General features: G+C 68.8%; 20 protein-coding genes and 3 tRNA genes. 17 read left to right on the top strand and 6 right to left on the bottom strand.

The features are described 5' to 3' along the window. Positions 1-102 precede the first annotated feature (102 nt). Positions 103-187, top strand: a tRNA-Tyr gene (locus tag LR269_RS00620). A 69-nt stretch (positions 188-256) separates the two neighbouring features. Here the strand turns inward: LR269_RS00620 and LR269_RS00615 are convergent. Further along, on the bottom strand, positions 257-694 hold the full coding sequence (locus tag LR269_RS00615; RefSeq protein WP_231428779.1) for a VOC family protein: 438 nt from the start codon (positions 692-694) through the stop codon (positions 257-259). A gap of 35 nt (positions 695-729) precedes the next feature. Here LR269_RS00615 and LR269_RS00610 point away from each other — a divergent pair, with 35 nt between their 5' ends. The 4 genes from LR269_RS00610 (at position 730) to LR269_RS18935 (ending at position 5,398) form a co-directional block, all read left to right on the top strand. Next, on the top strand, positions 730-1,203 hold the full coding sequence (locus LR269_RS00610) for a GNAT family N-acetyltransferase (RefSeq protein ID WP_231428778.1): 474 nt from the start codon (positions 730-732) through the stop codon (positions 1,201-1,203). An 88-nt stretch (positions 1,204-1,291) separates the two neighbouring features. Beyond that, positions 1,292-2,128 (top strand): inositol monophosphatase family protein, encoded by an 837-nt coding sequence (locus LR269_RS00605; protein WP_231428777.1) that lies wholly within the window; start codon positions 1,292-1,294, stop codon positions 2,126-2,128. Between the two features lie 842 nt (positions 2,129-2,970). After that, a complete protein-coding gene (locus LR269_RS18895; RefSeq protein ID WP_304504444.1) occupies positions 2,971-4,104 on the top strand; it encodes a M23 family metallopeptidase in 1,134 nt (377 codons plus the stop codon). A gap of 430 nt (positions 4,105-4,534) precedes the next feature. Continuing rightward, complete coding sequence (locus LR269_RS18935; protein ID WP_231428776.1) at positions 4,535-5,398, top strand: endonuclease domain-containing protein; 864 nt, start codon at positions 4,535-4,537, stop codon at positions 5,396-5,398. 215 nt (positions 5,399-5,613) lie between these two features. Here the strand turns inward: LR269_RS18935 and LR269_RS00590 are convergent, their stop codons facing one another. Next, positions 5,614-7,437 (bottom strand): glycoside hydrolase family 13 protein, encoded by a 1,824-nt coding sequence (locus LR269_RS00590; protein ID WP_231428775.1) that lies wholly within the window; start codon positions 7,435-7,437, stop codon positions 5,614-5,616. Positions 7,438-7,677: 240 nt separating this feature from the next. Here LR269_RS00590 and LR269_RS00585 point away from each other — a divergent pair, with 240 nt between their 5' ends. From LR269_RS00585 to LR269_RS00545, 9 genes are all read left to right on the top strand, one after another. Further along, positions 7,678-8,913: a maltose ABC transporter substrate-binding protein gene (locus LR269_RS00585; protein WP_231428774.1), complete on the top strand. Its 1,236-nt coding sequence runs from the start codon at positions 7,678-7,680 to the stop codon at positions 8,911-8,913. A 142-nt stretch (positions 8,914-9,055) separates the two neighbouring features. Beyond that, complete coding sequence (locus LR269_RS00580; protein ID WP_231428773.1) at positions 9,056-10,675, top strand: ABC transporter permease subunit; 1,620 nt, start codon at positions 9,056-9,058, stop codon at positions 10,673-10,675. Positions 10,676-10,767: 92 nt separating this feature from the next. Next, positions 10,768-11,700, top strand: coding sequence for a sugar ABC transporter permease (locus LR269_RS00575; RefSeq protein ID WP_374201154.1), 933 nt, complete (start codon positions 10,768-10,770; stop codon positions 11,698-11,700). Between the two features lie 160 nt (positions 11,701-11,860). After that, complete coding sequence (locus LR269_RS00570; protein WP_231428771.1) at positions 11,861-13,768, top strand: alpha-amylase family glycosyl hydrolase; 1,908 nt, start codon at positions 11,861-11,863, stop codon at positions 13,766-13,768. Between the two features lie 130 nt (positions 13,769-13,898). Continuing rightward, positions 13,899-13,970 (top strand) — tRNA-Thr (locus tag LR269_RS00565). Between the two features lie 44 nt (positions 13,971-14,014). After that, a tRNA-Met gene (locus LR269_RS00560) sits at positions 14,015-14,091 on the top strand. A gap of 168 nt (positions 14,092-14,259) precedes the next feature. Further along, positions 14,260-14,472 (top strand): AlpA family transcriptional regulator, encoded by a 213-nt coding sequence (locus LR269_RS00555; protein ID WP_231428770.1) that lies wholly within the window; start codon positions 14,260-14,262, stop codon positions 14,470-14,472. Between the two features lie 640 nt (positions 14,473-15,112). Further along, the gene (locus LR269_RS00550) at positions 15,113-15,664 is read left to right on the top strand and encodes a site-specific integrase (protein ID WP_231428769.1); all 552 of its coding nucleotides are present in this window, start codon (positions 15,113-15,115) and stop codon (positions 15,662-15,664) included. Positions 15,665-15,778: 114 nt separating this feature from the next. Next, positions 15,779-15,967, top strand: a complete 189-nt coding sequence (locus LR269_RS00545) for a hypothetical protein (RefSeq protein ID WP_231428768.1) — start codon at positions 15,779-15,781, stop codon at positions 15,965-15,967. Positions 15,968-16,028: 61 nt separating this feature from the next. Here LR269_RS00545 and LR269_RS00540 read toward each other — a convergent pair whose 3' ends face one another. Further along, positions 16,029-16,892 (bottom strand): amidohydrolase, encoded by an 864-nt coding sequence (locus LR269_RS00540; RefSeq protein WP_231428767.1) that lies wholly within the window; start codon positions 16,890-16,892, stop codon positions 16,029-16,031. Positions 16,893-16,922: 30 nt separating this feature from the next. Further along, complete coding sequence (locus tag LR269_RS00535) at positions 16,923-17,306, bottom strand: L-rhamnose mutarotase (protein ID WP_231428766.1); 384 nt, start codon at positions 17,304-17,306, stop codon at positions 16,923-16,925. A gap of 209 nt (positions 17,307-17,515) precedes the next feature. Between LR269_RS00535 and LR269_RS00530 the strand changes: the two genes are divergently transcribed. Further along, entirely contained in the window at positions 17,516-18,493 is a 978-nt protein-coding gene (locus LR269_RS00530; RefSeq protein ID WP_231428765.1) for an aldo/keto reductase, read from the top strand. A gap of 2 nt (positions 18,494-18,495) precedes the next feature. On the opposite strand, the gene LR269_RS00525 is transcribed toward LR269_RS00530, so the two are convergent. Next, the gene (locus tag LR269_RS00525; protein WP_231428764.1) at positions 18,496-19,293 is read right to left on the bottom strand and encodes a FadR/GntR family transcriptional regulator; all 798 of its coding nucleotides are present in this window, start codon (positions 19,291-19,293) and stop codon (positions 18,496-18,498) included. Between the two features lie 41 nt (positions 19,294-19,334). Here LR269_RS00525 and LR269_RS00520 point away from each other — a divergent pair, with 41 nt between their 5' ends. Then, positions 19,335-20,183 (top strand): fumarylacetoacetate hydrolase family protein, encoded by an 849-nt coding sequence (locus LR269_RS00520; RefSeq protein ID WP_231428763.1) that lies wholly within the window; start codon positions 19,335-19,337, stop codon positions 20,181-20,183. Continuing rightward, positions 20,180-20,947 (top strand): SDR family NAD(P)-dependent oxidoreductase, encoded by a 768-nt coding sequence (locus tag LR269_RS00515; protein ID WP_231428762.1) that lies wholly within the window; start codon positions 20,180-20,182, stop codon positions 20,945-20,947. The genes LR269_RS00520 and LR269_RS00515 overlap by 4 nt, the downstream gene beginning before the upstream one ends. 172 nt (positions 20,948-21,119) lie before the next feature. On the opposite strand, the gene LR269_RS00510 is transcribed toward LR269_RS00515, so the two are convergent. Next, a complete protein-coding gene (locus LR269_RS00510) occupies positions 21,120-25,058 on the bottom strand; it encodes a discoidin domain-containing protein (protein ID WP_231428761.1) in 3,939 nt (1,312 codons plus the stop codon). Positions 25,059-25,066: the final 8 nt, after the last annotated feature.

Raw genomic sequence — 25,066 nt, 5'->3', positions numbered from 1 at the left:
CCGGCGGTCTTCGGGCCGGTCGGGCTTCGATTTCCGCGAGCGGGCCCTGACGGGTATCCTTGTCAGGCCCCCGGTTGTGTGCAGAACGTGGTCGGGTGCGATGGCGAGTTACCCAAGCGGCCAAAGGGATCTGACTGTAAATCAGACTGCATTGCATTCGGGGGTTCGAATCCCTCACTCGCCACCAGCAAGAACCCCGGTTTCCACCGGGGTTTTCGCGTATCCGGGCACGCGAAGGGGGCGGGCCGGGGCCGCGTCAGCCGAGCGATTCGGCGAGCGAGACGATGACGCCTGCCGGGCCGCGCAGGTAGCAGAGGCGGTAGTACCGCTCGTACTCGGCGATCTCGCCGACGAGCTCGCCGCCGTGCGCGCGCAGGCGCTCGACGGTGTCATCGATGTCGTCGACCTCGAACATGACGCTGCGCAGTCCGAGCAGGTTCGGCGTCGCGTTCGACGGCTCGGGCATGAGCACCTCGGGGGAGCGGAACCGGGTGAGTTCGAGCCGGCCGCCGTCGGGCGCGACCATCATCACGATGTCGACGCGCACGTCGTCGATGCCGTTGACCCGGTCGACCCAGTCGCCCTCGACGGCTGCGCCGCCCTCGCGCTCGAGGCCGAGCTCGCCGAAGAACGCCGTCGCGGCCTCGAGGTCGTCGACGATGACACTGACGTGGTCCATTCGCTGCACCGCCATGACCCGAGCCTACGCGCGGCAATAGGATCGCGAACGTGCGCACGCTGGATCCCGTCGAACCGCATCCCCTCACCGAAGCCCATGCCGGTGAGCTCCTCACGCTGCAGCGCGCAGCCTACGTGTCGGAGGCGCAGCTGTACCTCGACGCGTTCCTGCCCGCGCTGACGCAGACGCTCGACGAGGTGCGGCGCGAGCTGCGGCATCCCGCGCTGGGGGTCACCCTCGACCGACGGCTCGTCGCGGCCGTGCGCTGGACGGTCGAGGGGCCGACCGCGCACATCGGGCGGCTCGTCGTCGCGCCAGACCAGCAGGGGCGCGGTCTCGGCACGACGCTGCTGCGCGCGGCCGAGGCGGCGAGCGGCGCCGAGTCGTTCGAACTGTTCACGGGGCACCTGAGCGCGGCGAACATCCGGCTGTACGAGCGCGAGGGGTACCGCGAGTTCCGGCGCGAAGCACTGCGTCCCGGGGTGGAGCTCGTCCACCTGCGAAAGGCGGGGGCGGCGGGCTGAACTCGGTCGCACCCACCCGGCTGCTCCGTCGGCCGCCGCGCGGCCGCGGCCGCTGTGCTCGGTGGCGGGCGGGGCTAGCGTGGGAGGCATGACCGAGCGCGAGGCATCCGTCGACCCGACCGAACTGCCGGCGCTGCTCGCGCTCGTGCGCGAAATCGCCGTACAGGCCGCGGAGTTCGCGGCCGCCGCCCGGCGCACCGGCGTCGAGGTCGCCGCGACGAAGTCGACGCCGACCGACGTGGTGACGGCGACCGACCGCGAGACCGAGGCGCTCATCCGGTCTCGTATCGCGGCGGCGCGGCCCGACGACGGCGTCCTCGGCGAAGAAGACAGCATGCTCATCGGCGCGAGCGGGCTCACCTGGGTCGTCGACCCGATCGACGGCACCGTCAACTTCCTCTACGGCCTGCCCGGGTGGGCGGTGAGCGTCGCGGTCGTGGCCGGCCCGCCCGAGCCGTCGAGCTGGCGCGCGCTCGCCGGCGTCGTCGTCAACCCGTCGACCGGCGAGGTGTTCGAGGCGTTCGCCGGCGGGGGAGCGCGGCTCGGCGACCGCGCGCTGCACGTCAACGAAGGGGTACCGCTCGGGCGGGCCCTCGTGGGCACCGGGTTCGGGTACTCGGCCGAGCGGCGTCGCGAGCAGGCCGAGGTGCTGCTCGGCGTGCTGCCGCAGGTGCGCGACATCCGGCGGGCGGGGTCGGCCGCGGTCGACCTCTGCGCGCTCGCCGCGGGCCGCCTCGACGCGTTCTACGAGCGCGGGCTCAACCCCTGGGACCATGCGGCCGGCGCCCTCATCGCGCGCGAGGCGGGGGCGCTCGTCGGAGGTCCGCGGGGCGGAAGCGAGAGCGACGAACTCGTCGTCGCCGCCGCGCCCGGGCTGTTCGAGGAGCTGTCGGCCGCGATCGCGGCAGCGGGCGAGCGCGGGTGAGGGTGCGCCCGGCCTTGCGGGCTCCGGGTTCGTCGCCGGCGGCGGTCGGCTGAAACGACCGTTCAGCGGAGGCGCCTACAACGAATACCGAACGTTCGCATGGTGTTCACGATCGATAACGGGTACCCTTTATCGAGTTGTTATCTCGGCGCTCGCGTCGCGATGAGTACCTCCCCTGCAAACCGCTCGTCCCCGACGCCGAAAGCCCCCACAACGTGCTCGAGTCCCCCCTCGTGCCCGACGGATCTTCGCCAGGCACCCAGGCTGCTGTGCGGCCCGAGCGACCCCTGACCCGTCGTGAGCTGCGCGAGCGCGAGGCGGCTGCGGCGCATCGGTACGAGGCCCCGGCCGGCGGATCGGTTTCGCAGCACGGTGCCGGGGCTCCCGCCGGCCGGGCTTCGATGGCGCCGCAGGGCGGGGCGTACGCGGCTCCCGCTCCGGCCGCGTTCCCCGCGGCTGCTGCTGCTGCTGCGCCCGCGTTCCCGGCTGCGCCTGCGCCTGCGTTCCCGGCTGCGCCTGGTGCGACGGCCGCCTCGGCCCCTGTTGCGCCGGCCCCTGTTGCGCCGGCGTCGGCCCCGGCCGCGCCGAAGGCGGATGCCTCGCTGTCCGTTCCCGCCGCGGCACGGCGTCGTCCGGCCTTCGACGACCTCTTCGCCGACTTGTCGAGCCCCGAGCCCCAAGCCCACTCGCGTTCGGCCGAGAGCGCCGCTCCGGCTGTCGCTCCGGCACCAGCCGCGCCCGCAGCGCAGCCGACTCGGGTCATCCCCGCTCGCCCCGTCGTCTCCGCCGAAGCCCCGATGCGACCAGCGGCGCCTGCGGCGACTCCCGTAGCAGTGTCTGCCATGTCCGCTCCCGTAGCAGCGCCCGCCGCGCCGACTCCCGCGGCAGCGCCTGCCGCGTCGACGCCCGCCGCCGTGCCGGCCGTGTCGACCCCGGTCGCCGCACCCATCCCGGCCACCGCGGTGCCCGCTCCGGCTGCCGCTCGCGGCGACTCGGCCGTCGACGACCTCGCCGCGCTCATCGCCGGGGCAGACCTTCTGCCCGCCGACTCGCACGCCGCGACCGAGCTCGCGGCGTCGACGTCGGGCGCCACGGCCTCCCGTCGCCGGGATCGCTCGGGCGCGGTTCCCGAGGGCGTCCACCCCGCGGCATCCGCCCGTCGTTCGAAGCGTGCGCCGCAGCGCGGTGCCGCGAGCGGCGCCGGCCCCGCGGCATCCACGCCCGGTGAACGCAACGCGCCGACGCGACCTGCCGCGACGCGCGCACCGCGCCGTGTCGGCCGTCGTCTCGCACCGGTCGTCGCGATGGGCTTCGCGGCGGCGCTCGCGGTGACCACCTCGGTTCCGGCGATGTCGCTCATGACGCCTGCCGAGGTGCAGGCGATGGCGCTCGAGAGCACCAACTCGACGACGATCGACGGACAGCGCGTCGAGATCGCCGACGGCGTGGTCGCCGAGGGCGTCGACAGCGAGGGCTACAAGACGCAGACGATCGAGGAGTACGCCGAGGCTGCCGGCATCCGCCCCGAGGCGACCTTCACGAACAACCCGGCGGGCACGATCCAGTGGCCCTTCGCGATCGGCGTGCACATCGGCGACCGCTTCGGCTACCGCGACTGCGCCGGCTGCTCGAGCGACCACCACGGGCAGGACTTCAACCCCGGCTACGGCGCCGAGATCCAGTCGATCGCCGACGGCGTCGTCGTCAACTCGACCGACGAGGGCGGATCGCTCGGCACGGTCGTCATGATCGACCACCAGATCGACGGGCAGACCGTCACGAGCGTCTACGCGCACATGATCTCGGGCTCGCGCCTCGTCGAAGAGGGCGACACCGTCGAGGTCGGCCAGGTCATCGGGCAGACCGGCAACACCGGCATGTCGACCGGTCCGCACCTGCACTTCGAGATCCGCATCGGCGGCATGGACGGCGAGTGGGTCGACCCGCTCGAGTGGCTGTACGCGAACACGAACTGAGTCGCGGCGAGGCTCGGCCGGCTTGGGGCCGGCCGCGTGAGCGCAGTTGCAGGACGAGCCGGTCGGTTGAGGCTGTGCACGCGGTGCCGGCCGCGATGTCCTGCAACTTGGTGGACAGGGCGCTGCCAGCCGGTAGCCGTTGCAGGATGAGCCGGTCGGCAGCGACTCTGCAGACGGGGCCGGCCGCATCGTCCTGCAACTTCGATCGGCCCGGGTTGTCCACAGTTTCGGATGCACCCGCTCGAGCCCGTCATCGTGCCCGCAGACTCGACGGATGCGGAACGATTCTCGAACGGTGGCCGGCTGGATACGGCGGAGCGGTGGCGCAGTCCCGGTGCGAGAGCTCGATGCAGCCGGCATCCGGCGTGACCAGCTGAGCGACGCGGTCGCCGACGGGGCAGTGTTCCGCGTCAGGCAGCGATGGTATGCAGTGCCGGATGCCCCGACCGATGTCGTCCGGGCGGTTCGCGTCGGCGGCGCGGCGACCGCCGCGTCCGTCGCGAAGATCCATGGGCTCTGGGAGGTCGGCACCGACGAGGTGCTGCACGTGCGCGTGCATCGTTCGGCCTCACGGCTGAAGTCGCCGACGTCGGCCACCGGCGCGCCGCACGACCCTGCGGCGAACGCCACGGCACGAGCGAATCCTCCCGCTCCGCTCGACGCGGCTCGTGACGACGTCTGTGTGCACTACCGCTCCGATCCTCCCATCCGAAGCGGGCGTGATCCGCTGGCAGTGGCGCTGGCCGAGATGCTGCATTGCACACCGACGGCATCGGTGATCGCCACGGTCGACTCGGCGCTCGCGCGAGGCGAGGTGGCGCTCGCAGAGATCCGTGCGGTGGCGGGCCCGTCTCGTCGTCGCATCCTCGATCGCTGTTCCGACGGCTCGGAGTCGGGCACCGAGACGAAGGTGCGACTGTTGCTGCGGGCGCGCAACATCGCGCATCGCACGCAGGTGTCGATTGCGCGCGTCGGGCGAGTCGACCTCCTCGTCGGCGATCGGCTCGTCATCGAGGTCGACGGGTCGCGGCATCACTCCGGCCGCGAGGAGTTCGAGAACGATCGGCGACGTGACTTCGAGCTGGCGATGCGCGGGTACGTCGTGCTTCGGTTGAGCTACAGCATGGTCGTCGACGAATGGGAGGTCACGAGCCGCGGCATCCTCGCCCTCATCGCACGCGGCGAGCACCGCTGGGGCGTGCGGAGCGCGCCGTCCGTCGGTCTCGACGTTGCGCTGCGCCGGCTGGACCGGTACGACGACGCCCCGCCCGCCGCGCAGTTCGCAGGTCGCTGAAGTTCGAAGTTGCAGGACTCTCCCGTCGGCAGCCCGGCATGCGGGTGTGCCGGTCGGCTGATCCTGCAACTCGGCCGGGATGCCTCGCCCAGTGCCCTCACTCGAAGGCGAGTCTTGGGCCGGTTACAGGATGAGCCGGCCAGGAGGCCCGTATTCGGGTGTGCCGGTCGGCTGATCCTGCAACTGTGCCGCGAACGCCCGCCCGGCGCGGCCCGCTACGCGCGCAGCCAGACCGTCGTGTCGGGCGGCAACAGGCGGGATGCCTCGTCGACGGGTCCGCTCGCGACGAGCACGTCGCCCGCGGGCAGCGTCACGGGCGACGTGCCCGTGTTCGCGACCACGACGACGTCGCCGTTGCGGAACGAGAGCACACCGGCACCGGCACCGGCACCGGCACCGGCACCAGCACCGCCCTCGGCCGAGACCCACTCGAGCGACCCGGCCGCGAGCCCGTGCTCCCGACGCAGCGCGAGCAGCGAACGGTAGAGCGAGAGCGTCGAGTCGGGGTCGCCCTGCTGCACGTCGCGCGCGAGCGCGGCCCATTGGGCGGGCTGCGGCAGCCACGAGGCATCCGTCGGCCCGAAGCCGTACGACGGTGCCGAAGACGACCACGGCAGGGGAACGCGGCATCCGTCGCGGCCGTACCGCTCGTGGTCGGTGCGGAACCACGTCGGGTCCTGCCGGGCGTCGTCGGGCAGGTCGATGACCTCGGGCAGGCCGAGCTCCTCGCCCTGGTAGAGGTAGGCCGAGCCGGGCAGCGCGAGCATGAGCGCGGTCGCGGCGCGGGCGCGGCGCAGGCCGTCGGCGTAGGCGGGGATGCCGCGCGAGCGCGGCCCGAGGCCGTGGCCCTGCGGGTTCGGCTCGGTGACCGAGAGGCGCGTCGCGTGGCGCACGACGTCGTGGTTCGAGAGCACCCACGTCGAGGGGGCGCCGACGCTGCCGAACGCGGCGAGCGAGTCGTCGATCACGCGGCGCAGCGCATCGGCCTGCCACGGCGTCTCGAGGTAGGCGAAGTTGAACGACTGGTGCATCTCGTCGGGCCGCACCCAGTTCGCGAGCTTCGCGAGCGGGTCGACCCACGCCTCGGCCGCGAGGATGCGCTCGCCCGGGTACTCGTCGAGCAGCGTGCGCCAGTCGCGGAAGATCTCGTGCACGCCCTCCTGCGCCCAGTACGGGGCGAGGTCGTCGGCTTCGGTCGAGATCTCGGGCTCGAGGGGCACGCCGACGGATGCCTCGGCGCCGGCGCCGTGCGCCGTGCCGACGTCGTGCAGCCCCGCCGCGCCCGCACCGGCCGCCGCCATGGCGACCGCGCCCGCAGGGGCGTCGGCCGCGACGCCACCCGCGCCGCCCATGCTGCCGCCGTCGGCGGGCGGGGTGTAGTCGGGCAGGCCGTCGGCCTTGACCATGCCGTGGGCGACGTCGACCCGGAAGCCGTCGACGCCCCGGTCGAGCCAGAACCGCAGGATGCGCCGGAACTCCTCGCGCACCTCTTCGTTGGTCCAGTCGAAGTCGGGCTGCGACGAGTCGAAGATGTGCAGGTACCACTGGCCGGGGGTGCCGTCGGCCTCGCTGACGCGGGTCCACGCGGGGCCGCCGAAGACCGACTCCCAGTTGTTCGGCGGCTCGTCGCCACCGGGGCCGCGGCCGTCGCGGAACAGGTAGCGCGCACGCTCGGCGCTGCCGGCCGGTGCGGCGAGGGCGGCCTGGAACCACTCGTGGCGGTCGCTCGAGTGGTTCGGCACGAGGTCGACGATGACGCGGATGCCTCGCGCGTGCGCCGCTTCGACCATGGCGTCGAAGTCGGCGAGGGTGCCGAAGCGCGGGTCGACGTCGCAGTAGTCGGCGACGTCGTAGCCGGCGTCCTTCTGGGGCGAGGTGTAGAAGGGCGAGAGCCAGATGGCGTCGATGCCGAGCTCTTCGAGCGCGCCCAGGCGCGAGGTGATGCCGGCCAGGTCGCCCATGCCGTCGCCGTTCGCGTCGGCGAAGGAGCGTGGGTAGATCTGGTAGATCGCGGCAGTGCGCCACCATTCGGAAGTCATGTCCGAAACTGTACGACATCTCCATACCGGATGGAAACGCTTGCAGTTCACACGAGTCGCACAACCATCACGAACTGGTATCGATCGCGGCATCCCGGTTTTGCAATGCGCGCAACGCAAGGTATATCTGTAATCGCTTGCAATCGCGAGCGTCAATTGCAGAACGGCCTTTCGGGCGCGGTCGGCATCAGAGCCACCGGCGAAGGCGCCGATCTCACGCACACTGAGAAGGACACACCAATGAGGGTGAACAGGAAGAGCCTGCTTGCGGCCGGTGCGATCGCAGCCGTCGCCGCTCTCGGACTCGCCGGTTGCGCGGGCAGCGGCAGCGGTTCGGACGACAAGTCGAGCGCGAGCGGTTCGCTCACGGTCTGGGTCGACGCCGAGCGCGTGGACGCGCTGAAGGGCGCGGCCGAGGCGTACCAGGACAAGACCGGCATCGAGGTCAAGCTCGTCGGCAAGGACAACGCCGACATCAAGAGCGACTTCATCCAGCAGGTTCCGACCGGCAAGGGCCCCGACGTCGTCATGGGCGCACACGACTGGCTCGGCGAGCTCTCGACGAACGGCGTCGTGGCGCCGCTCGAGCTCGGCGACTCGGCAGCCGACTACCTCCAGGTGGCGATCGACGCCTCGACCTACGAGGGCACCGTCTACATGCTGCCCTACGCCGTCGAGAACCTCGCGATGCTGCGCAACGCCGACCTCGTGCCCGAGCCCGCCTCGAGCTTCGACGACATGCTCGCGAAGGGCAAGGCCGCCGGCCTCACCCAGCCGTTCGTCGTCGAGCAGGGCGCCGAGGGCAACCCGTACCACCTCTACCCCTTCCAGACCGCGTTCGGCGCCCCCGTGTTCGGCAGCGACGCCGAGGGCTACAACCCCGACGACCTGCAGCTCGGCAACTCGGGCGGCGAGCAGTTCGCCACCTGGCTCGGCTCGCAGGGCAAGAACGGCACCGGCGCGTTCAACACCGACATCGACGGCGACATCGCGAAGGACGCGTTCACGACCGGCAAGGCGGCCTTCTGGCTGACCGGCCCGTGGAACGTCGGCGCGGCCGTCGACGCCGGCATCAACGTCGCGATCGACCCGATCCCCAGCCCGACCAGCGAGGTCGCCCAGCCGTTCGCCGGCGTCAAGGGCTTCTTCGTCTCGGCCGAGTCGAAGAACAAGGTCGCCGCGAACGACTTCCTCGTGAACTACATCGGCACCGAGGACGTGCAGCTCGAGCTGTTCAAGGCCGGCAACGTCCTGCCCGCGCTCACCGCCGCCGCCGAGACCGCCTCGAGCGACCCGATCGTCGCGGGCTTCGCGACCGTCGGCGCCGACGCCGTGCCGATGCCGGCCATCCCGGCCATGGGCCAGGTGTGGCAGTACTGGGGCATCGCCGAGGCCGCCATCATCAACGGGGCCGACCCGGTCGCGACGTGGCAGAAGCTCGCCTCCGACGTGCAGGCGGCGATCGACGCCGGCTGATCGGTGACTCCGTCGGTCGAGTAGCGACGAAGGAGCGCATCGAGACCACCTCACGTGGTCTCGATGCGCGTCCTCCTTCGTCGGGTGCTACTCGACCGGCGGTTCCGTTCATCCCAGACGCGACACGAAAGACCAGGCAATCATGAGCACCGCGACCGACGACGTCCGCGAAGACGCCCCACCGAAGCCAACGAAGCAGCAGCGTCGTGCGGCGAACATCGCCGACGAGGCATCCGGCGGCATCAAGGTGCTGCTCGTGAAGCTCGTCGGGCTCGGCATCGTCGACGCGCTCGCGCTCTACGCCGTGTTCGTGCTCGCCATGCACGAGCAGTGGCTCGTGCTCGGCCTCGTCGCCGTGGTCACCGTGATCGTCAACTGGATCTACTTCTCGCGCAAGAAGCTGCCGGCGAAGTACCTGACGCCCGGGGTCATCTTCCTCGTGGTGTTCCAGGTCTTCGTGCTCGGCTACACGGCGTACATCGCCTTCACCAACTACGGCACCGGCCACAACGGCTCGAAGGAGCAGGCGGTCTCGTCGCTCATGGCCTCGTCGCTCGAGCGGGTGCCCGACTCGCCCACGTACGGCGTCACGGTCGTCGAACGGGCCGGCGAGCTCGGCCTGCTCGTCACCGACCCCGAGGGCGAAGCCCTGGTGGGCACCAACGAGGAGCCGCTGCACGAGGCATCCGGCGCCGAATTCGACGGCGACCTCGCCGTCTCGGCCGAGGGCTGGACCTCGTTGAAGTTCGCCGACGTGCTGGCCCGCACCGACGAGGTGACGGCCCTCGCGGTGCCGTACTCGGAGGACCCGAACGACGGGGCGATCCGCACGCCCGACGGCTCGAAGGGATACCTCTACACGTCGACCCTCGAGTACGACGCCGAGGCCGGCACCATGACCGACCTCGAGACCGGCACCGTCTACAGCGACACCGGGGTCGGCGCGTTCACCGCCGAGAACGGCGACGAGCTGCTGCCCGGCTGGCAGATCACGATCGGCTTCGACAACTTCGTGCGAGCCGTCACCGACACCCGCCTCGCGGGTCCGCTCGTCTACGTCACCCTGTGGACCTTCGCGTTCGCGCTCATCTCGGTCGCGTCGACGTTCTTCCTCGGGCTGTTCCTCGCGATCACGTTCAACGACATGCGCATGCGGGGGCGCAAGGGCTACCGCGTGCTCATGATCCTGCCGTACGCGATCCCGTCGTTCCTCTCGGCGCTCGTCTGGGCGGGCATGATGAACAAGAGCTTCGGCTTCATCAACCAGGTGCTGCTCGGCGGCGCAGAGGTGCCGTGGCTGACCGACCCGACGCTCGCGAAGGTGTCGATCATCATCGTGAACCTGTGGCTCGGGTTCCCGTACATGTTCCTCGTCTGCACGGGCGCGCTGCAGTCGATCCCCGAGGAACTGCAGGAGGCCGCGACGGTCGACGGTGCGAAGCCGTGGGCGATCTTCCGGCTCATCAAGCTGCCGCTGCTGCTCGTGTCGGTCGCGCCGCTGCTGATCGCGTCGTTCGCGTTCAACTTCAACAACTTCAACACCATCTACATGTTGACCGACGGCGGGCCGCGCGACGCGAACGCGCCGATACCCGTCGGCTTCACCGACATCCTGATCACGATGGTCTACAAGGTCGCGTTCACGGGCGAGAACCGCGACTACGGTCTCGCGAGCGCCTACTCGATCATCATCTTCATCGTCGTCGCGGTGATCTCGATCATCGCCTTCCGCCGCACCAAGAGCCTCGAGGAGCTGAACTGATGGCCGCTCGCAAGGTCAAGCCCGGGTCGGTTCCCGGCCCCGGCGTCGTCGCACCCACGGGCGTCGGGCTCGCCGTCGCCGAGATGGAGGAGATGGATGCCTCGACCCGCGCCCACGCGTCGGTCGGCGGCCCCGGCGGCGGTTCGCCCGTCGAGCTGCCCAAGCGGCCGTTCAACTTCAGCCGCTGGTTCTGGGCGACCGGCTGGCGGCACGTCGTCGGCGTCATCATGGTCGTGTTCGCGCTGTTCCCGATCATGTTCGTGGTGTCGTCGTCGCTCAACCCGCACGGCACGCTGACCGGCTCGAACGCGCTGTTCTCGCAGATCGGGCTCGACAGCTACGTGCGGATCCTCACCGACCCGCAGGTGCCGTTCACGACCTGGTTCGGCAACACGCTCATCATCGCGGGCATCACGGCCGTGTGCACCGTGTTCCTCGGGGCGCTCGCCGCGTACTCGTTCTCGCGCATGCGATTCACCGGACGCCGGTTCGGGCTCATCTCGATCGTCGTGGTGCAGATGTTCCCGCAGCTGCTCGCGGTCGTCGCGATCTTCCTGCTGATGTCGTCGATCGGCGACCTGTTCCCGGCGATCGGCCTGAACACGCACGTGGGCCTCATCATGGTCTACCTCGGCGGCGCGCTCGGCGTGAACACCTACCTCATGTACGGCTTCTTCAACACGGTGCCGGCGTCGATCGACGAGGCCGCGAAGCTCGACGGCGCGGGCCATGCGCGCATCTTCTTCACGATCATCCTGCGGCTCGTCGCGCCCATCCTCGCGGTCGTCGCGCTGCTGTCGTTCATCGCCTCGGTGAACGAGTTCGTCGTGGCATCCGTGCTGCTCGTCGACACCGAGAAGCAGACGCTCGCCGTGGGCCTCACGAAGCTCGTGTCGAACCCGCGCTACGCCGACTGGAGCGCGTTCTCGGCCGGCGCAGTGATGGCGGCGCTGCCGGTCGTGGCACTCTTCCTCTTCCTGCAGAAGTACATCGTCGGCGGGCTGACCGCGGGCGCGGTGAAGTAGGGACTGAGGACGACTTACAGGATGAGCCGGTCGGTACCCGCGCATACGGCGGTGTCGGCCGGCTCATCCTGTCGAATCATCGTGGATGCCTCGGCGCCGGCCGACCCCCGCCGGAGTCGCGCTCCGCGGCTCTGACAGTGGCCTACGAGAGGATGCCTCCATGCTGACGCCCCACCACGACGGATCGCCGCTGCACGTCTCGACGCAGAGCCCCGCGCTCGGCGAGACCGTGCGCGTCAGGCTGCGCGTGCCCGAGGGCGCGGTCGCCGCCGACGGCACGCCGATCGGCGGGCTCGCGTGGGTCGGCACGCGCTCCAACCCGAACCGCGAGCCGCGGTTCGACGAGGCGCGGCTCGTGTCCGAGGCATCCGCCGTCGACGGCTGGTCGTGGTGGGAGGCCGAGGTCGAGGTCGAGAACCCGGTGCACGGCTACCGGTGGCTCCTCGTCGGCGACGACGGGCGGCAGCACTGGCTGAACCAGGTCGGGCTGTCGGGCGTCGAGACGCGCGACCGCGACGACTTCAAGCTCGTCGCGCATGCCGCCGCGCCCGACTGGGTCGCCGAGAGCGTGCTGTACCAGGTGTTCCCCGACCGGTTCGCGAAGTCGCAGCGGGCGCCCTTCGACGAGCTCAGCGAGCGGGGCGAGCTGCCCGAGTGGGCGATCGCCGCCGAATGGGGCGACGCGCTCGACCCGGTTCCGCCGGGGCGGTCGAAGCAGGTGTTCGGCGGCGACCTCGACGGGGTGCGCGAGAAGCTCGACCACCTCGCCGGGCTCGGCGTGAACCTCCTGTACCTGACGCCGGTCTTCCCGGCTCGGTCGAACCACCGCTACGACGCGTCGACGTTCGACCGCGTCGACGACCTGCTCGGCGGCGACGACGCGCTCGTGCGGCTCGTCGAGGCGGCGCATGCCCGAGGCATCCGCGTCATCGGCGACCTCACGTCGAACCACTCCGGCGATGCGCACGAGTGGTTCCGCGAGGCGCAGGCCGACCACGGGTCGGCCGAGCGCGAGTTCTACTACTTCCGCGACGACCGGGCCGAGGGCGGTCACGGCTACGAATCGTGGCTCGGGGTGCCGAGCCTGCCGAAGTTCGACTGGTCGTCGGGCGAGCTGCGTCGCCGCTTCGTCGAGGGCCCCGACTCCGTCGTCGCGAAGTACCTGAAGGCGCCGTACTCGCTCGACGGCTGGCGCATCGACGTCGCGAACATGACCGGGCGCCTCGGCGACGTCGACCTCAATGCCGAGGTGCGCGCGGCGATCCGGCGCACGATGCTCGAGGTCGATCCCGACACGATGCTCATCGGCGAGTCGACGAACGACGGCGCCGACGACTTCCAGGGCGACGCATGGCACGGGGCGATGACGTACGCGCCGTTCACCCGCCCCCTCTGGAGCTGGCTGCAGGAGCCGGGCAGCCCGGCCGGCGGCGGCATCGGCTTCGCGCTCGGCCGAGTGCCGACGTTCACCGGGGGCCAATTCGTCGAGGCGCACCTGCGCTTCGCCGCCGGCTATCCGTGGCGCACCCGCCTCGGCACCATGAACGCCCTCGACACGCACGACACCCCGCGCTTCGCGACGCACGCGCGGCCCGCCACCGCGCCGGTGGCGTTCGGGCTCGCGGTGACGATGCCGGGCGTGCCCGTGGTCTGGGCGGGCGACGAGTTCGGCCTCACCGGCGTCGACGGAGAGGCCTCGCGCACGCCGATGCCGTGGGGGAGCGAAGGCGACCCCGAGGTCGCGCCGGTGCTCGCGGCCTATCGCGAGCTCATCGCACTGCGTCGCGAGCATCCGGTGCTCGCGACGGGCGGCATCCGCTGGCTCGCGGTCGGCGACGACGCGGTGGCGTTCGTGCGCGAATCGGCCGAGGCATCCGTGCTCGTCTTCGCCTCGCGCGCGGCGGCGACGCTGTCGTTCGCGGCCGGCGCGGTGACCGGTGCGGATGCCGCAGCTCGCCTGTACGGAATGGCGGGGCTCGAGACATCCGAGGGCGGGGTCGTGCTCTCGGCCGACGGTCCGTCGTTCGCCGTGTGGGCGCTGCCGGGAGTGGTGGCGCCGGGCTCGTGAGCCGCGGCGCGGACGGCGGTCGGGCACCGCGCGCGAGCCTCGGCGACGATGCCCGGCGTCATGTCGCCCGGTGGTACGAAGCACCCCTCGAGAGGTGATATCCTCGTCTGGTTGTCGATTCTCGGCACACGCCCCGATAGCTCAGTGGTAGAGCACTTCCATGGTAAGGAAGGGGTCGTCAGTTCAATCCTGACTCGGGGCTCTGGTTCTCGGTTCGAGCGTTCGCGTTTCGGCCGGAAGCCTCGCGGCGGGGTAGCTCAGGTGGTTAGAGCACACGGCTCATAATCGTGGTGTCGCGGGTTCGAGTCCCGCCCTCGCTACCAGAAATCTGGGGTTGATCTGGGGTTTCTTGTCCTATCGAAGGGCAAGGACTCGACGAGTTCAACGTGTATTCAACGCTTTTCCGTCGACGGCCGCGTTCAGCGGGCCTCAATGGGGAAGGTGTTCGAGCCGTCCCGAATCGCTTGGGACGGCTTGGTGCACCTATGGTCATGGACACCGAACGACTCTCCGGACTCGGCCTCGAGCCGGTCCCCACGACCAGCGAACTCGTCGTGCACGTACAGGCGATCTACGACCTGCGCGCTGCAGGCAGGGGACCTGCCGGCATCCTTGTCGGGCGCGAGATCAGGTATCGGGCCTCCGAGGTGCTCAGCTGGATGGACACGTTGCACGACCCCGTGCCATCCGATCGCGGGCGGTGAGTGCTGATGGTCGGGCGGACGCGTCTGCCGATCGGAACCTTCGGCGACGTCAAGACGAACCAGGTCGGGCCCGGACGGTTCCGCGCGTACGCACGCTTCCGCGACTGGGACGGCGAGACCCGGCAGGTCTTGGCGACCGCGGCGAGCCGGGGAGCTGCGAAGTCCGCGCTCAAGGTGCAACTCGCGACGCGGATGCGACTCGGCGACGGCGACACGCTCACCGCCGACTCGCCGTTCACGAAGCTCGCCGACGCGTGGATCGAAGACGTCCGCCGCGACGTCGATCGCTCCGACGCACGAAGGAGACCTACGCTCGCGAACTCCGGACGCTCATCGTTCCGTACTTCGAGCACTTCACCGTGCGAGAGGTCACGGTCAGCCGCGTCGATCGGTTTCTCAAGGATCAGCGAGACAAGTCCTTCGCACGAGCGAAGCATTCCCGCACCCTCCTCGGCATGATCATGGCGTTCGCGGTGCGGCAGGAGGTCATCCCGCGCAACCCGGTCAAGGAGGCCTCGCGGATGAAGGCGCCGAAGCACACTCCGAAGGCCCTCACTCCCGAGCAGATCGCGGCGATCCGTATCGCCGCATGTGACTGGCGGACTGGCGAAGACGTCAAGGGCCGAAGCCCGACGGCCAGGTGCGCGACCTCATCGAGGTCATGCTCGGCACGGCCACTCGAATCGGCGAGACACTGGCGTTGCGCAAGTGCGACGTCGACATGACCGCCGATCCGCTGCGGGTGAGCATCACCGGCACCATCGTGGTCCGCGCAGGAATGGGCGCGTTCCGGCAGGAGCACCCGAAGACGCACGAATCGGTTCGCACGGTTGCGGTGCCGGCGTTCGCCGCCGAGGTAATCCGGCGGCGGCTCGCCCTCATCGCAGGCGAGGGCGCAGAGCACCCGCTCTTCTTCACGAAGCACGGAACTCCGCTCGCACCGCACAACGCACGGCGCACGTTCCGCGAAATCCTCAAGGAGGCCGGACTTGAGGGGTTGAATTTCTCGCGGCACGCGTTCCGGCGTACCGGAGCGACCCTATTGGCGAATGCGCTCGACCTGCCGGCTGCAGTCGACATGCTCGGGCACGCCTCGACGTCGACGACGAAGAAGCACTATGCGGAGCCCGACAGGTCGGTGAAGCCGCTGTCCGCAGTGGTGCTGCAGAGGCTCGCTCCCACTCCTGATTGAGGTACGGCCGGAGCCGTCCCGTCAGGTTAGGAGAAGCGCGAAATTGCGCGGTGTGGGCTGCAGCTCGCCTTCGAGCTCGCGAGTTCTCCGCAAGACTGGGCTGCGACGACCGACGTGCCCGCCGCACCGAGCCTCACCGATTTCACGCTCGTGCAGACCGAGTTCGAGTACTCGATTCTGCGCACCGCGGTCGTACTCGTCGCAGTATTCGCAGCGATCGTGCTCGTGGTCGCGGTGCTCGTCGTGCTGCGGCGTCGACGGCGACGGAACCGGACACAGCCGGCCCCGTCGACCCGGCGATAGCTGCTGATCGTTCCGCGCACCGCGCCAGCGCCGGCGCATCTCCGCCGGCATACCGGTCTCACTATTGCGATGCGACAGAAAGTTCGTAGAACCGCTCACCCGTGCGTGCCTTGACGGCGGCGCGCGAGTCTGCATCATCCCCTACAATTCGCAGAACCCTCATGGCCCAGTCGCTGAAGCCACGGCTCCCTGCTCGACCGCTGCTTACCGGCCAATCGCTGCCGAGCATCGCCCGCTCCGCGCCGAACACTTGGAGCGCATGCTCAAGGAAGGCATCGGCGTTCTGGTCGTACGTCCGGGTCTCGCACACCTCAGGTGCAAGACCCGAAAGTTTCACGCACGCATTCGGCAATTCGGCGATGGCGCGGAGCTCCTCGGCCCAGGCCCGACCGGCGCTGCTGTCGATGCCGGCAGCGAGCGGCGGATTGCCGAGGTGGTCGATGACGACGGAGAGTGTGGGCGGCACTGAGGCGAGAAGCCCACGCAGTGCGGGAAGCTGGGCATGTCGCACGCATGCGTCGAATGTCAGCCCACGAGCGGCGAGCTCACAGAGGCCCGCGCGCAACCGGGCATCCGCGAACCCTTCAACCGGCTCGCCCTGCAGGACATGTCGGATTCCTACGACCCGACCGACCTCATCGAGTGCATCGAGGTGGAACCCCAAGGCATCGCCCGACCTCAAGTCAGCCCCTGCGACGATGCCGACGAGCTCAGGCCACTTGGAGGATGCAACCCAGCGTGCCTCCTCGAGTGCCTGCTCGTTCCGGCAGTCGGCCTGCACGAACACCATACGATCGACGCGCCCACCGTCGCGATCGATGTCGTGCGGTAGGAACGACTGGTTCAACGTGGGCGCCTCCGCAAGCCACGGATATTCGAACCGCGCAGGATCCCACACGTGAACATGCGTATCGAGGAACGTCACCGTTGCGCCTCGCCTCTTTCGTTCACAGCATCACCCGTGGAGACGCCGATTCACTCGAGGCGCGGCCGCGCGGGCGATGCGGAGATCATCTTCGCCGTCCACCCGCCGCTGATCCGCGAGACTCCAGACGACCTCCAGCGGCGCGAAGGCGGGGGTTCCCTCCGGCCCGAAGAACTCATCGACGAACCGGCCGATATCTGATTGCCACTGGTCGTTCGCCGGATCGCCGTTGATCGCGGCGATCGCCTGCTCGAAGTCGTCGCAGTTGATCAGATGGAACAGGCGAATGCCGGATCGCCAGATGACCCAGTCGTGGATGCCCACCCGGTCGAACAGTTCGCGCAATTCGGCGGGAACGCGTGCGTGATGCTCGCAGTACTCATCGATCGCGCCAACGCTGATGGTCGAATGCAATCCAACCCGCATGGTCCCTCCATATCTGCGATCCGCCCCCTGCTTCGATGGTTGCCTGACCGCTCATGTCGGGCGCACGACCTCGGACTCGGAACATATTCAGCTGATGATTCAGCGCCTTAAGGTAATTGAACGGCGCAATCCTTGCACACTCTCCCACAATTGGTATAACGTTTCGAGCGATTTCCGCGATCTCTGGAGGAGCACGAATGCGCACCCGACAGCTCGCCAACGGTCTGGCCTTGACGGAGATCGGTTTGGGAGCAGCCCAGTTCGGCAACCTCTTCCGCGAATCAACAGACGAGGCATCCGACGATGCCGTTGACGCGGCATGGTCGGCAGGCATCCGCTACTTCGACACCGCCCCCCACTACGGTCTCGGCCTCTCGGAGCGGCGCCTGGGCTCCGCGCTGAAGGAGTACCCGCGGGACGAGTACGTCGTCTCGACGAAGGTCGGCCGCCTACTGGTACATGACCCGTCAGGCGCTGGCCGGCTCGACGAGGGATTCGTGGTGCCGGCGACGACGCGGCGGGAGTGGGACTTCTCCCGAGATGGGATCCTCCGGTCGCTCGAGTCGAGCCTCGATCGGCTGGGTCTCGCACACGTGGACATCGTCTATCTCCACGACCCCGACCAGCACGAGGATCAGGCTTCGCGGGAGGCGTTCCCAGCCCTGATCGAACTGCGCGAACAGGGCGTCGTACGGGCTATCGGCGCCGGGATGAACCAGTCGGCGATGCTCGACCGCTTCGTCGTCCGACACGACATCGACGTGGTCATGCTCGCCGGGCGGTACACGCTGCTCGAGCAGCCGGCGCTCGACGACCTCCTGCCACGCGCCGTAGAGCGCGGTGTCTCGGTGGTCGCGGCCGGCGTCTACAACTCCGGGCTGCTCGCGTCGCCGCGGCCTCAGGCCGATGCGAAGTACGACTACCAGGCGGCACCGGCGGAGCTCGTGCGACGAGCCAATGCGATCGCCGACGTCTGCGATGAGTTCGGCATCACGCTGCCCGACGCCGCCGTGGCGTTTCCGCTGCGGCATCCGGCCGTCGCATCCGTCGTCGTCGGTACGCGCACGGCGGATCACGTCTCCAGCTCGGTCGAACGCTACAGCAAGCCGATTCCCGATGAATTCTGGGGCGAACTCATCGAGCGCGGCCTGCTTCGCCCGGACGTGCTCGGGTGAGTTCAGGAGTGCTGTTCGCCTGGCGTCGCCGGATGCTCGGCGATGAAGTCCTCCACACCCAACACATGCACGAGCATCCGCAGGCGAGCCCGCTCAGGGTCGCGCGATCGCAATGCCTCCAGCACCGCGCGATGCTCCTCCTGGGTTCGGTGGAGGGCGCCCTGGTCGTGGATGGCTCGCCAGAGCCGGGCGCGTGCGGTGCGGCCGATCAGCGCCTCGATGATCGCCGCGAAGGCGGGGTTTCCGCTCGCCCGCGCGATGATGCGGTGGAACTGGGTGTCGACGTCGATCGTCGCCTCCAGATCGACGTCAGAGCCCGAGAGCAGGGCGTCACCGCGGTCGAGCACCTCGGTTGCGACGGCAAGGTCCTCGTCGCTGACGAGAAGGGCCGCCTTCGCCGCGGCTTCGGGTTCGAGCACCCGTCGCACGGCGAGCAAGTGCACGCTCGACTCGGGACTCTGCAGATCGGCGAGAAAACTCAGGGGGCCGAAGAGCGTGGTCGCGTCGAGGCTCGTCACGTAGGTGCCGTCACCCTGCCGGGTCTCGAGTACCCCGAGAATCACCAGCGCGCGGATGCCCTCGCGGAGGGGACCTCGCGACACGCCGAACTGCGAGCACAGGTCGCGCTCGACCGGCAGCCGAGACCCCGGCTCGAGCACTCCCTCGGTGATCATGTCCCGGATGCGGTCGATGACCACTGCCGACTGCGAGCGTGGGGTCGCGTCGGGAGTCAGCATGGCCACATCATAGATCGCCCGCCACGCACGCGTCGGGCATTCGTCTGACCACCGTCCGACCACCGGGCAAACCCGGTCCAAACCCCGAAGAGATCGGAGAGTGCATGAAACTGGCCAGACACGGCGATGCCGGGAACGAGATCCCGGTCATCCTGCACGCCGATTTGGCGTATGACCTGCGGCCGATCACGAAAGACATCGACGGCGACTTCCTTGCGCGCGGCGGCCTCGATCAAGCGCGTGCCGCGTTTGTCGAAGGACGGCTCGCCTCCCTCTCGACCGTCGGGTTGCGCAGAGGTGCTCCAATCGCCCAGCCGGGCAAAGTCGTGTGCATCGGGCTGAACTATCGCGACCACGCGGAAGAGACCGGCGCCGCGATCCCGCGCGAGCCGGTGGTCTTCATGAAGGACCCGTCCACCGTGGTCGGACCTTTCGACGACGTGTACATCCCTCGAGCCTCAACCAAGACGGACTGGGAGGTCGAACTCGGCGTGGTGATCGGCCGAGAGGCCCGCTACCTCGGATCTCCCGAAGACGCGCTCGCCGTCGTCGCGGGCTACGCGGTCTCGCATGACGTCTCGGAACGGGAGTTCCAACTCGAACGCGGCGGCCAATGGGACAAGGGCAAGAGCTGCGAGACGTTCAACCCGCTCGGACCGGTGCTCGTCACCGCGGACGAGGTGCCCGATCCACAGGACCTCGGGCTCCGTCTGAGCGTCAACGGCCAGGTCCGCCAGGACGGCTCGACCGCGAACATGATCTTCCCTGTCGCTCACGTGATCTGGTACCTCAGCCAGTTCATGGTGCTGCGCCCCGGCGACCTCGTGAACACGGGAACACCGGCCGGCGTCGCACTGGGGCTCCCGGGCACGCCGTACCTTCGCGCGGGCGACGTGGTCGAACTGTCGATCGATGGATTGGGTACGGCGCGACAGGAGGTGCGGCAGGCATGAACGCGAACGAGTTCGACGGTCTAGTCGCCATCGTGACAGGCGGTGCGAGCGGAATCGGGCTGGCGACCGCCCACGAGTTCGCCGACCGCGGCGCGCGGGTCGCCGTCCTCGATCCGGTGATCGAGGGTCTCCCTGAAGGGCTGCTCGGCGTCCCGTGCGATGTCACCGACCGCGCATCGGTCGACGCCGCGATCGGTCGTGTGCGGGCGGAGCTCGGCGGTATCGACATCGTCGTGAACAACGCCGGCATCAGTGCTGTCGGCACGGTCGAGGAGAATTCCGACGATGACTGGGCGCGAGTGCTCGACGTCAACGTGATCGGCATGGCGCGCGTGTCCGCGGCGGCGCTGCCGTCGCTGCGCGAGTCCAGCGCTGCGGCGATCGTCAACGTCAGCTCGATCGCCGCCCTGAACGGACTCCCGCAGCGCGCCCTGTACAGCGCCTCCAAGGGTGCGGCCCTCGCGCTGACGTTCGCGATGGCGACCGACCACGTGCGCGAGGGCATCCGCGTCAACTGCGTGTGCCCCGGCACGGTCTCCACTCCATTCGTCGAGCGGATGCTGCTGCGGTTCGCAGACCCCGTCGCAGAGCGCGCCGCCCTCGATGCGCGGCAGGCCACTGGGCGGATGGTCACTCCCGAAGAGGTCGCGCTCTCGATCGTGTTCCTCGCTTCGCCTCGATCGGCATCGACGACCGGGACCGCGCTCGATGTGGACGGCGGGGTCACTCACCTCCGCGTACGCCCGCAGACGGACGGCGGCTGACTCGCGGCAGAGCGACAGCATCGGCCCGGCGCCCCAGATATGGGACGCCGGGCCGATCCGCGCAACGGCGGATGCTATTTCACCGTCTCGGTCGCTCCTCCCTCTACGTCGGTTGCTCCAACGCGTCGGTCGTCGCCGAGTTTCGGCTGGACCGAATTGCTCGCCCGGCCGGTCACTCGTACGCGCCCTGGATCTGCACCTCGAGCAGGTCGAGCGATGTACCGGCCGACCCCTCGGGGAAGGCGACCCGAACGTGTTGCGCGGTTCCGGTCACCGGGTAGGAGTTGACGTTGCCCCAGAAGACCGCACCGCTCGGGCCAGTCGCGGAGTGCGCGTCCGTCCAGTTCTCGCCGTCGATGCTGGTCTGAATGACGAGCTTGCGCGGAGTGTTCACATAGCGCTGTCCCACCTCGTTGAACGCCAGGCCGACGCTGGAGAGCTCGGTCGGCGCGGCGAGATCGAACTGCACCCACGAGGCGCCGTCAGCGGCCGTGCTCCAACCAGACCCACCCAGGTGGGTGGCGTCGATGAGGATGCCGTCGGTGAGGTTGCCCGCGTCATCCGACGCGTCACTGGTCGTGACCGTGGCGGCTGTTGCGACGTCGCGGGTGGGCAGCAGATCGAGGAAGACCCGGTTGCTCGTGACGGTCTTGCCGTCCAGCACAACTTCGGCCCAGACTGCGGCCTTCGTCGGCTCGGCGACCCGCGGTGTGGTCATCCTGCCCTTCGCGAACCCGAACGTGTCCACCTCGGTGATCGCGACCGGCTCGGTCTTGGTGCCGCCGTTGACGTCCACAATGCCGGCGTGCCAGGTGACCTTCGCGGCATCCAGCCGTACCGACTGTCCGTGCCCGGCACGCCCCTCGAGGGAGTACATCGGCTGTGCGCCGGTCGGGAACGTGCCGAATGTCTCCTTGCCACCGATCCGCAGCACCGCCGACGACAGGTCGTCGCCGATGTATGCCACGCCGTCCTTGACGGTCACCTCGACCTGAGCCTTCTTGGTCACCTGACCGGAGGTCACGGCGAGCTCGACCTTCACCGATCCGTTCTCCCGCGGGATGACCACACCGTTCGCGTTGACCTTCGCCACAGGGGTGTCTGGGGCGCTGAAGACCACCTTGTCGAGCTTGGCTGGCAGTGCCGGGTAGGTCATGTACCCGCCTGCGATGAGCTTCAGCCGGCCCGCACCGAGCGGTTCGGCGTCGATCGTGGCCTCAGTCAGGGTGTATTTGCGGGCGGTGCTGTCAGTCTCGAGCTTGATGATCGTGTCGATGGGGTCTGCAGACACAGTGGACAGTTCGAGGGAGACGGTGTCTCCGTCCTGCGAGAACGAGATCGCCTTTCCGGTGTTCAGGTGCGTGACCGCGGTGACGTCGTGCTCGAGGCCGCCGATGGTCAGCTTCCCGTCCTGGATCGCCCCGAAGCCCTTCTTGCCGTCGGGCCCGCTGAGGATGTGCAGGTACATGTTGTTGTCACGTGCTGTCGCATAGCCCCATTGCGGGCCGGTCGTTGCGTTCGGGTGCGCGAACTTCTCGTAGTTGCCCACCCCATCGTCTTCGTAGCCGTAACCGGGGAGGAAGAACGGTGTCGTACCGGTGACCGACTCCAGAAGGTTGATGCCCGGCTTCGGAGCGAACCAAGCGCCCATCTGCTCGCGGACGTCGATGAACTCCTGCGCACCCTTGGGATAGCGGGTGACGATCTCCTCCGGCGAGTGCCAATTCGGACCTCGTCCGTCCACGATCGTCTGGTCGTTGTTGTCGACGTAACCGCGGCCGGCGTTCATGATCGTTTCCTGCGCCACCAGACGGAAATCGTCGCGCTGCGGATAGTAGGGCGAGTCCTGGTTCCTCGTACCGAGGATCTTCCACGGCTCCATCGGCGTGCGCTTGACCAAGTGGTTGGCGCTTGCGTTGGAGAAGATGTGGGAGGCCTCATTCGTGCGGAGGTCGGGGTCGCCGTATTCTTCGCCCCAGGCATTGGAGTCGATGACCACGTCGGCGCTGTGGTTGCGCACGGCGCTGTACATCACGTCGTAGTTGGCGTTCGGCATCGACTGCGGACCGTCGAAGTAGAGGTAGCGCGGATCGTAGCGCTCGAGCAGGTCCTCGACGTTCTGAACGAGCACGTCGGTGGAGAAGTGCTGCAGGCCGCCGCCCTCGGTGGCGTAGTAGATGCCGACGTCCATGCCGTAGCGGCGGATGGCGTCGACCATCGGCTTCAAGCCGTCGACGACGTTGCCGTCCTCACCCTTGGGGAGGTACTTCTGCCGCTCGCCTGCGGGGTCGGAGAACTTCGAAGGCCAGTGGTAGTTCTGCTGCAACGCCTCGACCGACACCATCGACAGACCCTGAGCCTTGGCGCGTGCGGCCCACTGGTCGAACGAGTAGCCCGGGTCGACGAAGTAGCTGTACATCGGCGCTGCGTGGGTGAGGGCGCTGACCCGGCCTTCTTCGAACCTGCGATTCGGCCGATCCTTCACCGTCAGCGTGAACTCCTTCGTCGCCACCGTGCCCTCGCGGTCGGTCACTTGGAGAGTGAAGTCGTAGTCGCCGGTCTTCGCGTCGGGGCTGATGATGCCCTTGCGACTTGCCAGGTCGGCCTTCCCGTTGACGAGCCCGTCGGCGATCGTCCCGTCCGCGTTCAGCTCGAGGCCCTCGGGCAGGTTGCCGTCAATGAGCTTCCAGGTGTATCCCGGCTCCCCGCCGCTCGCGAGGAACTGGAACGCCGAGGCCGAGACCCCGTACTTCTTGTTCGTGACCGACTTGTTCCAGACGTATGGCCACTCGAGGTAGCCGGTGGGCAGTTGCTGGGCTGGAAGGCCCTTCCCGCCCTTGCCCGCGGACTTCAGACCGGTGGTGTCGATCTTCAGCTCCTCGGACGGCCCGTTCACGGAGCTTACGATGCCGTCGATGCGGTTGCCGTCCTGGTCGCCGACCCTCCCGTAGAAGCCGAGGAACGCGACGTTCTGGTCCTTGCCCACGGGGACGCCGTTGGCATTGACATCCTCGGTGTAGGTGTGCTGGATCTGGAGGAGGACCTTGTTCCACCCCTTCTTGAGGCCGACCTCCCGGCGCGTGAGGTCCTTCTGCACCTCCACGGGCGTGCTGGGAGCGGTGATGCAGTCGTCGTTCACATACAGCCGGTACGAGCCGCTGGCGCCCACGTTCACGAACGCCTTGCGGGCCTCGGGGCTGTACACGTAGGTGTGCGCATAGAGGAACTTGTTGCGCGTATCCTCCCCCTGCTTCACCTCGAAATACCCGTACAGGTCCTGGTAGTCGTCGTAGTTGCGGTTGTAGACCCGGTCGTCGAAGTACTCCCAGTCGTTCGACTCCGCGTCGTCGCCGAACGCGGCGCCGAGCGCGGGGTTGATCGGTTTGTCGCCGGGCGACGGCTCGCCACGCTGGTACACCTCGACCTCGGAGAGCCCGGTGATCGTCGGGTAGGGCGTGAGGCCTCGATCGATCGCGATTGTCATCGACGACACGTCGGCGAGTGTCTCCGGGTGGGTGTAGACCGTGGGAGCGGACGGTGAACTCGACGTGCTGTTCACCCGGGGCGAGGTCACCGTGGACCCGTCCGCCAGCGTGAAGGTCAGGTCGTAGTACTTGTTGACGTGTCGGCCGTCGCCCCACTGCGCCAGCCGGACCTCGTTGAGCGAGATCGGGGTCGCCCATGTCAGCGTGACCGTCGGCGCAAGGTCGTTCTCAGCAACCCACTGCTTACGGATGTCGCCGTCGTTGACCTGTGCCGCCGGGTTCGCAGAGAGGGACGAGGACGCTGTGGCCTTCGCCGTCCTGGCGAGATTGGTCTCCTCCGCAGCCGTGCATCCGTAGATCTCGTCGGCGACCGCGGTGTCGAATGGTCCCGATACGAGCCACGAATTGATGAACGGCGCCGTACCGGTCGCCTGTTGCGCCTGCGCGGCGCCTGCGCCTGCGCCGAGCGCCATGATCGTGGTGATCAGCGCGGTCACGCCGATCATCGCCATCGGTTTCCTTGGATCGTGTTTCATGATGCTCCTTGGGGAATCCGGTTCGTCGATGAACCGGCTGTCGGTATCGCCTGGCGGGGGTTTTGCCCGTGCCTGCTTCCAGCTCGACATGTGCTTAG

It is taken from the genome of Agromyces sp. S2-1-8 (assembly GCF_021129215.1).
In the GTDB taxonomy this organism is placed as follows: domain Bacteria; phylum Actinomycetota; class Actinomycetes; order Actinomycetales; family Microbacteriaceae; genus Agromyces; species Agromyces chromiiresistens.
Note: the sequence above shows the minus strand (reverse complement) of the source record. Positions and strands in the feature narration are given on the sequence as shown.

What these genes read in the sequence shown, in the direction of transcription:
- LR269_RS00590 (WP_231428775.1), bottom strand. Translation starts at nt 7,437, where the DNA reads ATGACTTCCGAATGGTGGCGCACTGCCGCGATCTACCAGATCTACCCA.
- LR269_RS00520 (WP_231428763.1), top strand. Translation starts at nt 19,335, where the DNA reads ATGAAACTGGCCAGACACGGCGATGCCGGGAACGAGATCCCGGTCATC.
- LR269_RS18895 (WP_304504444.1), top strand. Translation starts at nt 2,971, where the DNA reads ATGTCCGCTCCCGTAGCAGCGCCCGCCGCGCCGACTCCCGCGGCAGCG.
- LR269_RS00510 (WP_231428761.1), bottom strand. Translation starts at nt 25,058, where the DNA reads ATGTCGAGCTGGAAGCAGGCACGGGCAAAACCCCCGCCAGGCGATACC.
- LR269_RS00615 (WP_231428779.1), bottom strand. Translation starts at nt 694, where the DNA reads ATGGCGGTGCAGCGAATGGACCACGTCAGTGTCATCGTCGACGACCTC.
- LR269_RS00530 (WP_231428765.1), top strand. Translation starts at nt 17,516, where the DNA reads ATGCGCACCCGACAGCTCGCCAACGGTCTGGCCTTGACGGAGATCGGT.
- LR269_RS00580 (WP_231428773.1), top strand. Translation starts at nt 9,056, where the DNA reads ATGAGCACCGCGACCGACGACGTCCGCGAAGACGCCCCACCGAAGCCA.
- LR269_RS00585 (WP_231428774.1), top strand. Translation starts at nt 7,678, where the DNA reads ATGAGGGTGAACAGGAAGAGCCTGCTTGCGGCCGGTGCGATCGCAGCC.
- LR269_RS00570 (WP_231428771.1), top strand. Translation starts at nt 11,861, where the DNA reads ATGCTGACGCCCCACCACGACGGATCGCCGCTGCACGTCTCGACGCAG.
- LR269_RS00555 (WP_231428770.1), top strand. Translation starts at nt 14,260, where the DNA reads ATGGACACCGAACGACTCTCCGGACTCGGCCTCGAGCCGGTCCCCACG.
- LR269_RS00575 (WP_374201154.1), top strand. Translation starts at nt 10,768, where the DNA reads ATGGATGCCTCGACCCGCGCCCACGCGTCGGTCGGCGGCCCCGGCGGC.
- LR269_RS00515 (WP_231428762.1), top strand. Translation starts at nt 20,180, where the DNA reads ATGAACGCGAACGAGTTCGACGGTCTAGTCGCCATCGTGACAGGCGGT.
- LR269_RS00605 (WP_231428777.1), top strand. Translation starts at nt 1,292, where the DNA reads ATGACCGAGCGCGAGGCATCCGTCGACCCGACCGAACTGCCGGCGCTG.